Consider the following 12,531-nt stretch of genomic DNA (forward strand, 5'->3'; position numbering starts at 1 on the left):
TGGTGGTGTCGAGCGTCAGCGCTTTGTGCCGCAGAGCATTTCGCGTTTGCCGGCAAAGCCCTGGCGGCGCTCGACTGCAAAACCCGCGGCGATGAGATTGCGGCGCACGAAGCCGGCCGCGGCATAAGTGGCGAAGGTTCCGCCCGTCACAGTCTTTTCGGCGACCTGGCGCATCAGTTCCTCCGACCACATGTCGCTGTTGCGCGATGGGGCAAAACCGTCGAGATACCAGGCGTCGAAGCCGGGCCTTGCGGCTGCAACGCCGTCAAGTGCTCGGCCGCAGACGACGCTGAGCCTGGTCTGGGCGTCGAGATCAAGCGAGACGGTATCGGCAGGCGTTTGCGGCCAGGCTGCTGTTAGCGCCTCGCGCTCGGCATCGATCTCCGGCCAGTGCGAGAGCGCCCGGCCGATTTCTTCGCCGCGCATCGGGTGGAGTTCGAAAGAGATGAAATGCAGATGCTGGCCAGCCGCGCGGTGCAGCTTCCATTGCCGCCAGGTCTCGGCGAAGTTCAGGCCGGTGCCGAAGCCGAGTTCACCGATGACGAATTTATGCCGGCCGTTCCAGCGTTCGGATAAACCGTTGCCGGCGAGAAAAACGTGGCTGCATTCCACCCGCCCATCGGTCTGGCAGTAAAAATGATCGCCAAAGGCGGTGGAATAGGGCATATCGCCGTCGCGCCATTCGAGTGGCTGCGGCGCGCCCGCGCCAATCTGATCGGGGTTCACGTCTGTCATGGGAAAAGCCGATAATCCTCAGCCGGTCTCAGGTCAATCATCCTCAGGACTGCTGATCGTCGGCGGCGGCATCATGGGCCTCTGGGCAGCCGTTCATGCCGAGCGCCGCGGCATCGATACCCTGATTGCGGATGCCGGCAGATTCGGCGGTGGAGCGAGCGGCGGCCTGCTCGGCGCGCTGATGCCGCATATGCCTGACCGGTGGTCCGAGAAGAAGCAGTTTCAGTTCGATGCATTGGTATCGCTCGAAGCCGAAATCGCCATGCTTGAAACGGCGACCGGGCTTTCCGCCGGCTATCGCCGTTCGGGCCGACTGATCCCGCTGCCGAAGCCGCATCTCAACAAAATCGCACGCGGCCATTGCGAGGACGCCGAACGCCATTGGCAAGCCGGCGACCGCCACTTCCACTGGCATGTGCTCGACGGCCCGCCGGTCAGCGGCTGGATCGACCCCTCTGCCGGCGAGAGCGGCTTCGTGCACGACACGCTCGCCGGTCGTGTTGCGCCCCGCTTGCTGATTGCGGCGCTCGTCGCCTTCCTGAGGCAGGCAAAACATGTGCGTATTCTGGAACATGCATCGGTTGTCGGCCTTGATCCCGATCGCGGCATGGCCGAGATAAACGGTGAAAGCATTGGGTTCGGGCATTGCATCCTGGCTGCCGGCCATCAGTCCTTTCCGTTGCTGCAGGGCCTGACGCCGGGGCTGAAGCGACCGCTCGGCCAGCCGGTCAAGGGACAGGCGGCGTTGCTGAAAGCCGACCTCGACCCGGCGCTGCCGACGATCTTTCTCGACGGGCTCTATGTCGTTGCGCACGAGGGCGGGCATGTGGCGGTCGGCAGCACCAGCGAGAACCGTTTCGACGATCCCACGTCGACCGATGCCCAACTCGAGACACTGATCGAGATGGCGCGCCGCATCGTGCCAATCCTTCTCGACGCGCCTGTTGTCGAGCGCTGGGCCGGGCTTCGCCCGAAGGCGATCGACCGCGATCCGATGATCGGCCGCCATCCCGATCACCAACGCCTGATCGCACTGACCGGCGGCTTCAAGGTCAGCTTCGGGCTCGCCCATCGGCTGGCAGAGGCGGCGGTTTGTATCGCCAGCGATGCAGATTGCGGATTTTTGCTGCCGGAGAGCTTCGCGATATCAGGCCATATCGCGGCGGCTTCACGTTAAACGTGAATTCGTTGCAGCTTCGTTTCGTTATTCTGTCATGCAAATCACCTATTTGCTTGCGCATCGACAGCGCCTGAAATCACTGGCGCTGCTTTTCCTGATGGAGGAAATCGCATGCGCTATGCCATTTGCTTCACGCCTCCGGCGAGCGACCCGCTATCGCTCATGGCCGCCCATTGGCTTGGCCGAAACGCATTTTCAGGTGATATGCTGGAGCCTCCGGCAGTTCGTGGTCTGGGCATTCATGAGATCGCCTTCCATACGGCCGTGCCGCGACGCTATGGATTTCACGGCGTTTTGAAGGCACCGTTCCACCTGTCGTCGGATCTGTCCGAATCGCAACTCCTGCGCGATCTCATGCGTTTTTCCGGAACGGTCCTTCCCTTCCAGATTCCGCGCCTCGAAGTCGCCCGGCTCGGCAATTTCTACAGTCTGTTGCCGCACGTTCCCTGCGAGCAGATCCAATATCTCGCCTCGGTGATCGTGCAGGAATTCGACCGTTTCCGCGCGCCGCTCAGCGAGGCCGACATCGAACGCAGCGATCCGGATGGTTTGTCGGCGGCGCAGTTCTCAAACCTGCATCGCTGGGGCAATCCTTACGTTATGGAGGAGTTCCGCTTCCATATGCCGGTGACGGGCCCGGTCAACGCGATCGACATGCCGCGCATCGAGCCGGCGCTGCGGACGATTTTCGAGCCCGTGCTCAGGGAACCGGTCATGGTTTCGAATGTCGCGCTGATGATCGAGGAAGGCACCGGCGGACCTTTCCGGGTTCATTCGCTGCATCCCATGGGCAAGGTCAGCGCCCGCAAGATCGCTTGACTTCAGATGAGCTAACTTATTGCGCACAAAGGATAAAATTCCGCTGCGCAGTTTCCGTCTCGACATTCCGGCTGCGGATGCTACCGTTCTCCGTCTTTTCAGAAGGTGATTTGATGGTATCCGAGACTTATCCGCGCAATCTGGTCGGCTATGGGCGCCAGACGCCCGATCCGAAATGGCCGGGCGAGGCGCGCATCGCCGTGCAATTCGTCATCAACTACGAGGAGGGCGGCGAAAGCTGCATCCTCGAAGGCGACCCGGCCTCCGAAAACCTGCTGTCGGAGATCGTCGGCGCGGCCGCCTGGCCGGGGCAGCGCAACCTCAACATGGAATCGATCTATGAATATGGTTCGCGCGCCGGTTTCTGGCGGCTCTGGCGGATGTTCACCGGTCTCAAGGTGCAGGCGACCGTCTATGGCGTGACACTGGCGATGGCCCGCAATCCCGAGGCGGTCGCCGCTATGAAGGAAGCCGGTTGGGAAATCGCCAGCCACGGTTACCGCTGGCTGGAATACAAGGATTTTCCCGAAGAACTGGAACGCAAGCACATCCTCGAAGCTGTGCGTCTGCATACCGAACTCACCGGCGAGCGGCCCTATGGCATGTATCAGGGCAAGCCTTCCGACAATACGCTGCGGCTGGTGCAGGAGGAGGGCGGCTTTCTCTACTCCTCCGATTCCTATGCCGACGACCTGCCTTTCTGGGTCAAGGGCGTCGACGGGAAGCCTTTCCTGATCATTCCCTATACGCTGGAAACCAACGACATGCGTTTTGCCACGCCGCAGGGTTTCAACACCGGCGATCAGTTCTTCACCTATCTCAAGGACGCCTTCGATACGCTTTACGACGAAGGCAAGGACGGCAGCCCGAAGATGATGTCGATCGGCCTGCACTGCCGTCTCGTCGGGCGCCCCGGCCGGGCGGCAGCGCTGAAACGCTTCATCGAATATGTGCTGAAGCACGACAAGGTCTGGATCCCGCGCCGCATCGAGATTGCCGAGCACTGGCACAAGCACCATCAGCCGGACGCGATCTGATGCTATCGCGCGAGGATTTCGTTTCCCGCTTCGGCGGCGTCTTCGAACATTCGCCTTTCATCGCCGAGCGCGCCTATGACGCCGGCAGCGTGATCGAGCCGCTAACGGCATCAGGCGTGCATGCGGCGCTTGCCGCGGTCTTCCGCGCGGCAAGCCGGGAGGAACGCCTCGGTGTGCTTCGAGCCCACCCCGACCTTGCCGGGCGTCTTGCCATATCCGGCGAACTCACCGAGGACAGCCGCAGGGAACAGTCCGGCGCCGGTCTCGACCGCTTGAGCCCCGCCGAGCATGCCCGCTTCACCGAACTCAATTCGGCCTATGTCGAAAAATATGGCTTTCCCTTCATCATCGCCGTCAAAGGACTCGGCAAGGAGGATATCCTGGAAGCTTTCGAAACACGGATCGGCAATGGCCGGGACGAAGAATTTTCAACCGCGACCGCGCAGGTCGAAAAGATCGCGCTGCTGCGTCTGACCTCGATGCTGCCGGAGGCGCAATGAAGGAGAGGCGTGCCATCGACTATCTCAATGACATGCAAAAGGCGGCATCCGAAGCGCTGTCCTTCATCGGCGGAATGGATGAGGCGGCTTTCGCCGAGGACCAGCTCACTTTCAAGGCCGTGGCCTTCTGCCACTTCACCATCGGTGCTGCGGCATCCCGTCTACTGGTGACGCATCCCGAATTTGCCACCGAGCATCCCGGCCTGCCTTGGACGAAGATCTGCGGCACGGGCAATCGCATCCTCGACGATGTCTTCGATCTCGATCCCGCGGATATCTGGGAGGCGACCTATCGGACGCTGCCGGAGCTTCTTCGCGAGATCGATGCCGTCCGTAACTGGCATGCCCAAGGTGAGTGAGGCCATGCCCAAATTTCTCGACATACGCCCGCTCACCAGCTCCGCCTTCGCTCCCTTCGGCGAGGTGATCGAAGCCGATCCGGCCTCGATGCGGCTCATCAATGGCGGCACGACCGAACGGTTTCACGCGCTGGCCGCAGCGGAGGCGGCGGGCGAGGGCGCCCGCGTCATCATCAGCCTGTTTCGCGGCCAGCCGCGTTATTTCCCCTATGACGTCGACATGATGGAGCGCCATCCTTTCGGCAGCCAGAGTTTCTCGCCGGTTTCCGGCCATCCATTTCTCGTCGTCGTCTCCGAGGACGAGAGCGGACGCCCGGGCAGGCCGCAGGTGTTTCTGGCGCGTGGGGACCAGGGGGTGAACTACCGCCGTAACATCTGGCATCATCCGCTGATGGCGCTCGGGCAGGTCTCCGATTTCCTGGTCGTCGACCGTGACGGGCCTGATAATAATCTGGAGGAATTCTTCTTCGAAACCCCCTTCATCATCAGAGAGCCAGCCCTATGACCGGACTGACCACGCATGTTCTTGATACCGCCCTTGGCAAGCCGGCCGAACGGCTCAGGATCGATCTTTTTCAGCTCGACGGCGAGGTCCGCAGACATCTGAATACGGTCGAGACCAATGCCGACGGCCGGGTCGACGGCGGCCCTATTCTCGTCGGGGAAAATTTCCACGTCGGAACCTACGAACTTGTCTTCCACGCCGGCGATTATCTGCGCCGCACCGGCACGCCACTGCCGCATCCGGCCTTCCTCGATCTCGTGCCGATCCGCTTCGGCATTGCCGATGTCGCGGCGCATTACCATGTGCCGCTGCTGCTTTCGCCCTACGGCTACTCCACCTATCGAGGCAGTTAACGATGCGTTTTGCCGCGATCGCCGACATTCACGGCAACCATCTGGCGCTTGAAGCGGTGCTTGCGGATATTCAGGCGCAGGGCCTCGAGGAGATCGTCAATCTCGGCGATTTCTTCAGCGGCCCGCTGGAGGCCGCCCGGACGGCCGATATGCTGATGCCGCTTGGTCTGACCTCGGTCCGCGGCAATCACGACCGCTATCTGATCGAGCAGGATCCGGCCGCCATGCATGCCTCGGATGCGGTCGCCTACGGTCAGTTGACGCCATCCCATCTCGATTGGATCCGCAGCCTGCCGTTCGATGCCGTCTATCGCGGCGAGGCCTATCTCTGCCACGCGACGCCGAAGGACGACAATCTCTATTGGCTGGAAGCCGTCTCGCCGGAGGGCATCGTCTCCCTTAAGCCGATCGAAGCGATCGAGGCGCTGGCCAAAGGCATCGACCTGCCGCTGATCCTCTGCGGCCATAGCCATGTGCCCCGCGCCGTCCGCCTCTCCGACGGCCGGCTGATCGTCAATCCCGGCAGTGTCGGCTGCCCGGCCTATGACGACGTCCTGCCTTATTACCACAAGGTCGAAGCCGGCCATCCGCTGGCCAGCTATGCCATTCTGGAAAAGATAGCTGGGGGATGGACATGGCAGTTCAGGAACGTCGCCTATGACCATCTGGCGATGTCGGCACTGGCCGCCGAAAGGGGCCGTGCCGACTGGGCGAGCGCGTTGGCGGCAGGCTGGGTGAAATAGCCCGGGCTTGTCCGCGCTGCGATCACTCCTTCTTCGGTGCCGGCGGGATGATCGTCTGTGCCGGGGCTGCCGGCTTTGCCGAAGCCGTGGCTGGTATCGCAGGCTTTGCGGGAGCCGCGACCGGCTTTGCCGGTTTTGCGCTATCGAGATTTCCAAGGAGCGCTGAGATCGCGTTATCGCCGTCGAAGCCCGCTTCCCGCAGCAGTTTGTCGAGGATCGGCTTGTTGGCTTGGTATGCAAGCAACTGGCCGGCCAGTCCTTCGCCCATGCCGATGCCGCCTTCTCCGTTCGCGCCGTTTCCGCGGCCGAGCATGCCGCCAGTATCGAAGATCCTGATGTCGGAGATCTTCTCGATCGGCTTGACCGCCTCGGCAAGCGCCTCGGGAATGATGCGGATACGCTCGCGGGTGATCTCGAACTCGATGATGGTCTGGCTCAGCTTGTTGCGGGCTTCGTTGAGCAAAGCCTCGCTTTCAGCCTGAGCCCGACCGGTTTCGAGAACGCCCTTGGCCTTGATGATCGCCGCATCCGCTTCGGCGTTCGCCAGCGTCTTGATGGCTTCGGCCTGGTCGATCGCTGCCTGTTTCTCGGCCTCGGCGCCGACGGTGACGGCGGTCGCTTCGGTTTCGGCCTTCTTGCGCGCGTCGATCACGGCAATCTGTTTTTCGCGCTCGGCAATTTCGATCGCCTTGGCGGTGCCGACCTTTTCCTCTGCCGCGATCGCTAGCGCCCGGGCGGCTTCGGCGGTGGCCTTCGCCTCGGATTCCTCGCGGCTTTTATTGGCGACGGCGATCGCGCTTTCCTGCGCGACGATCTGAAGGTCGCGCTTGGCTTCGGTTTCGCGTTGCTGGACGGCGCGGGCCGCGTCGATGTTTGCGCTTTCGCGGGCCTGCTTGGCAGATGCCTCGCGTTCGGCGATCGCCTGTTCGGAGGCGATGCGGGCCTCCTCCTCGGCGCGTTTTGCCGCCTGTTCCTGCTGGGCGGTTTCGGCGCGGGTCGCTGCGGATTTGTTGGCGATGTCGCGTTCCTGGCTGAGCTCGGCTTCCCGCTTGGTCCGCTCAATGGTCAGCGATTGCTGCCGGGCTTCCAGATCTTTCTGGGCGATGGCGACTTCGGTGTCGCGAACGATCTCGTTGCGTTCCTTCTTGCGGCCCTCGGTGATGCGGGTCAGGGCGGCCAGACCTTGCGCATCGAAGAAGTTGTTGGCGTTGAAATGCTTGATATCGGTCTGGTCGAGGCGGGTCAGCGACACGGATTCGAGCTCGAGGCCGTTCGATTGGAGATCGGCGCCGACAGCTTCCTGCACGGCCTTGACGAAGTCCATGCGCTGTTCCTGCAGCGCGTCGAGGTTCATCGTTGCGGCCACCGAGCGGAGGCCGTCGACGAATTTCGCCTCGATCAGGATGCGGAGAGCCTCGGCGTCGTTGGTGCGATTGCCGAGTGTCTGAGCTGCCAGCGCAATCGAGGAAGCATCGGGTTTCACGCGCACATAGAATTCGGCGCCGATATCGACGCGCATGCGGTCCTTGGTGATCAATGCATCGCCTTCGCCGCGGCGAACCTCGAGCCGCAGGGTCTTCAGGTTGACCCGGGCGGTTGAATGGAAGATCGGCAGGACGACGGAACCGCCGTCGAGCACGACCTTCTGGCCGCCGAGACCGGTGCGCACATAGGCCTCATCGCGGCTGGAGCGCGTATAGAGAGAGGCGAGGACAAAGCCGATGCCGAAGATCAGAACGATGCCAATTCCGGCCGGCAGAATAATATCATACATCATGGCTTCTCCCTGAAAGATTGATTGTCCGCTGCGGCGGGGTCCGCCAGCGCGGGAATGGCGATAAATACATCTGCCGTGCGGTCGACGAGGAGAACCTCGGCGCCGACCTTGAGAGGCTCCTGATCTCTGGCGGCCTTGGCTCTCAGCACGTGCCAGTTTCCGTGCTGGTCCTTGACGCGCACGCGCCCGGGCAGCCCCTGATCGAGCGGGCCGAGCGAGACTTCGGCGGTCCGGCCGATCAGTGCTTCGAGATCGACGGCATAGGTCTCGTCGTGTGGAACGATCCGCGCCACCGTCCGGCTCGACGCCCTGACCATGGGGACGGCGACCAAGATGGCGGGAATGGCGGCGACGGTGGCAGGAAGCGGCGCCCAGAAGGCGTTGGCGACGGCCTGTATGGCAAAGCCCGTCATGGCGAAGAAGCCGAGCGCCAGCATGATGAGGATGAGCAGGGGAACGCCGCCGACATTGAGCCAGGATAGATAGCCCGAAAACCCGTCATGGCCATGGAAATCCGGTTTTCCCAGAAATTCCATGATCGAAAAACCCATGACGGTCGCGAGCATCTCGATCGCGGTCAGACCTGCGAGCACAGCGGCGGCGATGGCGAAGGGGGCACATTCGGGGGCGAAGAGAAGTGCCATCGGCGTTACCGGTTATCCGCCTTGAAGCGTGCGAGGCGCGCTTCGATCGCCTGTTCGCGGTGCAACCGGTCGAGTTCGTCCAATTCGGAACTATTAGCATGCTCACCCGAGGGAACGCCAGTCAGCCGCGAGACGGCCGCCGCAGCGCGGGCAGCATCGACACCTGGCGCGGGCCGGCTGTGACCGGGTGCGGCGTCTTCGGGATGCCTGGCGACGCTGCGCTTGAAGTCGGCAAGACGGGCGTCGGCCTCGCGGCGCGTGGCGAGCACGGCCTGCAGGGCTTTCTGACCTTCGTCCAGCTGTTGCCTGGCATCGGCCAGAGCCTTGTCGAGTGCGGCGATCTGGGATTCGAGATCGATCTGGCGGGCGACGCCAGCCTTTGCCAGGTCATCGCGTCCCGAAGAGACGGCGAGGCGGATCTTCGCGTCGAGCGCGTTCATGTCTGCGACGATCTCGTCCCTGCGGCTCTGGATGCGATATTCCTCGGCGCGCGCCTTGCCGAGATCGGTGCGGGCTTCCTCCGCCGCCGCATCGATCTCGCGGATCGCCTGTTCGATGACGGCGATCTTGTTAACGCCTTCAGCCTTGTCGACCGCTGCATTGGCGATGCCCGCGATCAGGCGACCCATGCGGGAAAGAATGCCTTCATTCGTCATGTTTTCCTCCATCCGAGCGGAATTCGGCGTGACGCCGATGTGAATCTCGTAATGATCCTGGCCGGCCACAAGGTAGGCGGGAAAAATACTCTCCCACCCCTTGCTATAACCCGCGACATCGAAGGGCACGGCAACGCGTCCGTGCACCGTGGCGATGGTGAGGTCCGAGGGGCCCTTGATGGCGAAGAGTTTGTCATCGAGCGGCAGAAGCGGCGGATCGGCGGCCGCGCCGCGATTGGCAGCGAAATCGCGAAGGCCGAGCGTCACCAGCCGTGCCGGCAGGCCGGTCTCTACGCGGACGGTTTCATAGGCAATGTCATGCAGCACGACCAGATTGGCACCGGCCCTGTCGTCGATCAGTTCAGCCAGGATGTCGATCATCCTGCGATAGGCGACGACAGTATCGTCCAGCGCCTGACGGGCATGATCATCCGGCGCCAGCGTGTAGCGCAGCAGCGAGGGATGCGGTGTTTTGCCTGTGTTCGCCATAGGGTAAACATAAAGCACCGCTTTAGTGCTTTCAAGATGGCGCGCTAGAAATACAACCTAAGTTTAACATGCAGTTAAAAGGAGAGAGCAAGTTGCGGCGATGGAACCGGCAGCAGTCGGCTTGGCTCCCTAACGCGCGGCCGCGTGCGCCTCGCGAATACCGGCTCTGATACGGTTGATCATGGTCCATACGAGAAGCAGAGCCACCATTGCCCAAAGCCACGAAGTCCATGCTGCAAACGTACCACCAACTGCGATAAAGATGCCGAGCGCGCCAAAAAGCACCGCACGGTCACTCTTGCCCAGCGGCCCGTCGTAACGCCGGCTTGCGCCGACCGTTTGACCCAAAACGCCGGCAAATTCCGTCAGCGCCGAAAGGAATATGACTGCTATCGCCGGCATTACACCGTTCGGCTCGATGAGCGCAAACGGCACATACAGGGCGACATCCGAGACGACATCACCGATCTCGTTCAGATACGCGCCCAAAATGCTCTTCTGCCCATGTTCGCGCGCGAGCATGCCGTCGATGGCATTGAGGCCCATGCGCAGGAGAAACCACACAGGCACCAGCAGGAACCAATGCGGAAGTGGGGCGATGCTCAGGAAAAGGCCAAGTGCAACCGAGACGGCGGCGGCAACTGAAGTCACCTGATTGGCGGTGACGCCTCGTGCCGCGAGCGAGCGCACCAGAGGGCGAAGAATATTCTGAAACCGGGACTTCAATTGATAAACAGACATGCGACCTCAGTGGAATTTCGCGGCATTTGAACAGTCTATTCCGGCTCCGGCAGTGCAGATCGTCGTAACTGTGGGAAAGGCCGCAGTTCATATCGGTTCATGCAAAGGACTTATCATTTGCAACTAGACTTTTGCAATGAAAGCAACTCACTGTTGCCGCCAACGGATGCAACCTATCCACCGATTAGAATTGGAGACGACCGTGCTGCAGACTGCCGATAGTGTGCAACCGTCCTCGACGGCCAGGCCAATGCATGAATCCGAATTCGCATCGCATGATGGCACTCGACTGTTTTATCGGATGTGGCCTGCGACCGGTGCTTCACCGAAGGGCGCAATCATTCTTCTCCATCGCGGCCACGAGCATAGCGGCCGCGTCGCCCATCTCGCCACCGAGCTCGGCCTCGATGATTTTGCCTTTTACGCCTGGGACGCACGCGGTCACGGTCGTTCACCGGGAGAGCGCGGCTATTCGCCGTCCTTTGCAGCCTCGGCGCATGATCTCGATTGCTTCGTCCGCCATGTCAGCGAGACCAGCGGTACTGCTGTCGAAGACATCGCCGTCATTGCGCAGAGCGTCGGCGCGGTGCTGGCCACCACCTGGGTGCACGATTATGCACCGCCGATCCGTGCGCTCGTGCTGGCTTCACCGGCCTTCAGCGTCAAGCTCTACGTGCCTTTTGCGAGGGAAGGCATTGCGCTCTGGGACAAACTCAAGGGGACGTTCTTCGTCAATTCCTATGTCAAGGCGAGGTTCTTGACTCATGACCCCGAGCGCATCGCCTCGTTCGAATCCGACCCATTGATCACCCGGCCGATTGCCTCCAACATTTTGTTGCAGCTCTATGAGGCGGCGGCCCGCGTCGTCGGCGACGCCCGCGCCATCACCGTTCCGACCCAGTTGCTGATCTCCGGCAGCGATTGGGTGGTGCGACATGCGCCGCAGCACCGATTTTACGAAAACCTCGGCAGCCGCATCAAGGAACGGCATGTGCTTGCCGGCTTCTACCATGATACGCTTGGCGAAAGGGATCGCGCGATTGCGCTCGCCGAGATCCGCCGCTTCATCGATGCGCGTTTCGCCGAGCCCCGGACGCCTGCTGACCTCAGTACCGCCCATATCCAGGGCTATACCAAGGACGAGGCTGACCTGCTTGCGAGCCCTCTGGACGCCGCATCCCCACGCGGCATCTACTGGGCGCTCAGCCGTCTCAATATCAGGCTCGGCGCGCTGGTCTCCGAAGGCATAAGGACCGGGGTCAAGACCGGTTTTGATTCCGGCTCGACGCTCGATTACGTCTACGAAAACAAGCCGCGCGGGCTCGGTCCTGGCGGGCGGATGATCGACAAGGTGTTCCTCGAGGCGATCGGTTGGCGCGGCATCAGGCAGCGCAAGCTGCACTTGCAGGAACTGATCGACCGTGCGCTGCAGCGCCTGAAGGCAGCGGGCCGCAGTACCCACATGCTCGACATAGCGGCCGGGCACGGCCGTTATGTTCTTGATGCGATCGAGATGGCAGCCGTGCGTCCCGATAGTGCGCGCCTGCAGGACTATTCCCCGATCAACGTCGATGCCGGTCGCAACAGCATTGCCGCGCGTGGACTGGGTGATTTCGTCAGTTTCCGCCAGCAGGATGCCTTTGACGGCGAGGGGCTGGCTGCAATCACGCCGGCTCCGGATCTGGCGATCGTCTCCGGCCTTTACGAGTTGTTTTCCGACAATGCGATGATCACCGCTTCGCTCGACGGGATCGCCCGCGCGATGCGGCCCGGCGGTCTGCTTGTCTACACCAACCAGCCATGGCATCCGCAATTGGAGATGATCGCCCGCGCTCTGACTTCTCATCGCGGCGGCGAGGCATGGGTGATGCGGCGGCGCACGCAAGAGGAAATGGATCAACTGGTCGCGGCAGCCGGTTTCCGTAAGATCGAACAGCGCATCGACCAGTGGGGCATTTTCACTGTCTCCCTGGCCGAGAGAATCTGAGGGCAA

14 protein-coding genes are annotated in these 12,531 nt (G+C 62.0%); 9 read left to right on the plus strand and 5 right to left on the minus strand.

Features of this window, described 5'->3' with window-relative positions; translation table 11 throughout:
• Window positions 1-15 precede the first annotated feature (15 nt).
• Window positions 16-735 carry a tRNA (5-methylaminomethyl-2-thiouridine)(34)-methyltransferase MnmC2 gene (gene mnmC2 / locus FFM81_RS05415; protein WP_003565706.1) on the minus strand — a complete coding sequence of 240 codons (720 nt, stop codon included), beginning with the start codon at window positions 733-735 and terminating at the stop codon, window positions 16-18.
• Between mnmC2 and FFM81_RS05420 the strand changes: the two genes are divergently transcribed.
• From FFM81_RS05420 to FFM81_RS05455, 8 genes are all read left to right on the plus strand, one after another.
• On the plus strand, window positions 734-1,912 hold the full coding sequence (locus FFM81_RS05420; RefSeq protein WP_037091481.1) for an NAD(P)/FAD-dependent oxidoreductase: 1,179 nt from the start codon (window positions 734-736) through the stop codon (window positions 1,910-1,912). The genes mnmC2 and FFM81_RS05420 overlap by 2 nt on opposite strands.
• A gap of 114 nt (window positions 1,913-2,026) precedes the next feature.
• Window positions 2,027-2,734: a DUF1045 domain-containing protein gene (locus tag FFM81_RS05425; RefSeq protein ID WP_003565702.1), complete on the plus strand. Its 708-nt coding sequence runs from the start codon at window positions 2,027-2,029 to the stop codon at window positions 2,732-2,734.
• A gap of 113 nt (window positions 2,735-2,847) precedes the next feature.
• A complete protein-coding gene (gene puuE, locus FFM81_RS05430) occupies window positions 2,848-3,771 on the plus strand; it encodes an allantoinase PuuE (protein ID WP_003565700.1) in 924 nt (307 codons plus the stop codon).
• The gene (uraD, locus tag FFM81_RS05435) at window positions 3,771-4,271 is read left to right on the plus strand and encodes a 2-oxo-4-hydroxy-4-carboxy-5-ureidoimidazoline decarboxylase (RefSeq protein ID WP_025416796.1); all 501 of its coding nucleotides are present in this window, start codon (window positions 3,771-3,773) and stop codon (window positions 4,269-4,271) included. Before puuE ends, uraD begins: the two co-directional genes overlap by 1 nt.
• Window positions 4,268-4,630, plus strand: a complete 363-nt coding sequence (locus tag FFM81_RS05440) for a HepT-like ribonuclease domain-containing protein (RefSeq protein ID WP_003565696.1) — start codon at window positions 4,268-4,270, stop codon at window positions 4,628-4,630. Before uraD ends, FFM81_RS05440 begins: the two co-directional genes overlap by 4 nt.
• 4 nt (window positions 4,631-4,634) lie before the next feature.
• Complete coding sequence (locus tag FFM81_RS05445; protein WP_003565694.1) at window positions 4,635-5,135, plus strand: ureidoglycolate lyase; 501 nt, start codon at window positions 4,635-4,637, stop codon at window positions 5,133-5,135.
• Window positions 5,132-5,488, plus strand: coding sequence for a hydroxyisourate hydrolase (gene uraH / locus FFM81_RS05450; RefSeq protein ID WP_003565692.1), 357 nt, complete (start codon window positions 5,132-5,134; stop codon window positions 5,486-5,488). The genes FFM81_RS05445 and uraH overlap by 4 nt, the downstream gene beginning before the upstream one ends.
• Before the next feature lie 2 nt (window positions 5,489-5,490).
• Window positions 5,491-6,231 (plus strand): metallophosphoesterase family protein, encoded by a 741-nt coding sequence (locus FFM81_RS05455; protein ID WP_003565690.1) that lies wholly within the window; start codon window positions 5,491-5,493, stop codon window positions 6,229-6,231.
• Between the two features lie 22 nt (window positions 6,232-6,253).
• On the opposite strand, the gene FFM81_RS05460 is transcribed toward FFM81_RS05455, so the two are convergent.
• The 4 genes from FFM81_RS05460 to FFM81_RS05475 form a co-directional block, all read right to left on the minus strand.
• A complete protein-coding gene (locus FFM81_RS05460; RefSeq protein WP_003565688.1) occupies window positions 6,254-8,008 on the minus strand; it encodes a flotillin family protein in 1,755 nt (584 codons plus the stop codon).
• Window positions 8,005-8,652, minus strand: coding sequence for an OB-fold-containig protein (locus FFM81_RS05465; protein ID WP_138384947.1), 648 nt, complete (start codon window positions 8,650-8,652; stop codon window positions 8,005-8,007). Before FFM81_RS05465 ends, FFM81_RS05460 begins: the two co-directional genes overlap by 4 nt.
• 5 nt (window positions 8,653-8,657) lie before the next feature.
• The gene (locus FFM81_RS05470) at window positions 8,658-9,815 is read right to left on the minus strand and encodes a PspA/IM30 family protein (RefSeq protein ID WP_138384948.1); all 1,158 of its coding nucleotides are present in this window, start codon (window positions 9,813-9,815) and stop codon (window positions 8,658-8,660) included.
• A 111-nt stretch (window positions 9,816-9,926) separates the two neighbouring features.
• Window positions 9,927-10,538, minus strand: a complete 612-nt coding sequence (locus FFM81_RS05475; protein WP_003565682.1) for a CDP-alcohol phosphatidyltransferase family protein — start codon at window positions 10,536-10,538, stop codon at window positions 9,927-9,929.
• Between the two features lie 202 nt (window positions 10,539-10,740).
• Between FFM81_RS05475 and FFM81_RS05480 the strand changes: the two genes are divergently transcribed.
• Window positions 10,741-12,525, plus strand: coding sequence for a bifunctional alpha/beta hydrolase/class I SAM-dependent methyltransferase (locus tag FFM81_RS05480; protein ID WP_138384949.1), 1,785 nt, complete (start codon window positions 10,741-10,743; stop codon window positions 12,523-12,525).
• Window positions 12,526-12,531: the final 6 nt, after the last annotated feature.

This window comes from Rhizobium hidalgonense, assembly GCF_005862185.2.
GTDB lineage: Bacteria > Pseudomonadota > Alphaproteobacteria > Rhizobiales > Rhizobiaceae > Rhizobium > Rhizobium hidalgonense.

What these genes read in the sequence shown, in the direction of transcription:
- puuE (WP_003565700.1), top strand. Translation starts at nt 2,848, where the DNA reads ATGGTATCCGAGACTTATCCGCGCAATCTGGTCGGCTATGGGCGCCAG.
- FFM81_RS05420 (WP_037091481.1), top strand. Translation starts at nt 734, where the DNA reads ATGGGAAAAGCCGATAATCCTCAGCCGGTCTCAGGTCAATCATCCTCA.
- FFM81_RS05460 (WP_003565688.1), bottom strand. Translation starts at nt 8,008, where the DNA reads ATGATGTATGATATTATTCTGCCGGCCGGAATTGGCATCGTTCTGATC.
- FFM81_RS05440 (WP_003565696.1), top strand. Translation starts at nt 4,268, where the DNA reads ATGAAGGAGAGGCGTGCCATCGACTATCTCAATGACATGCAAAAGGCG.
- mnmC2 (WP_003565706.1), bottom strand. Translation starts at nt 735, where the DNA reads ATGACAGACGTGAACCCCGATCAGATTGGCGCGGGCGCGCCGCAGCCA.
- uraD (WP_025416796.1), top strand. Translation starts at nt 3,771, where the DNA reads ATGCTATCGCGCGAGGATTTCGTTTCCCGCTTCGGCGGCGTCTTCGAA.
- FFM81_RS05455 (WP_003565690.1), top strand. Translation starts at nt 5,491, where the DNA reads ATGCGTTTTGCCGCGATCGCCGACATTCACGGCAACCATCTGGCGCTT.
- FFM81_RS05445 (WP_003565694.1), top strand. Translation starts at nt 4,635, where the DNA reads ATGCCCAAATTTCTCGACATACGCCCGCTCACCAGCTCCGCCTTCGCT.
- FFM81_RS05425 (WP_003565702.1), top strand. Translation starts at nt 2,027, where the DNA reads ATGCGCTATGCCATTTGCTTCACGCCTCCGGCGAGCGACCCGCTATCG.
- FFM81_RS05475 (WP_003565682.1), bottom strand. Translation starts at nt 10,538, where the DNA reads ATGTCTGTTTATCAATTGAAGTCCCGGTTTCAGAATATTCTTCGCCCT.
- FFM81_RS05465 (WP_138384947.1), bottom strand. Translation starts at nt 8,652, where the DNA reads ATGGCACTTCTCTTCGCCCCCGAATGTGCCCCCTTCGCCATCGCCGCC.
- uraH (WP_003565692.1), top strand. Translation starts at nt 5,132, where the DNA reads ATGACCGGACTGACCACGCATGTTCTTGATACCGCCCTTGGCAAGCCG.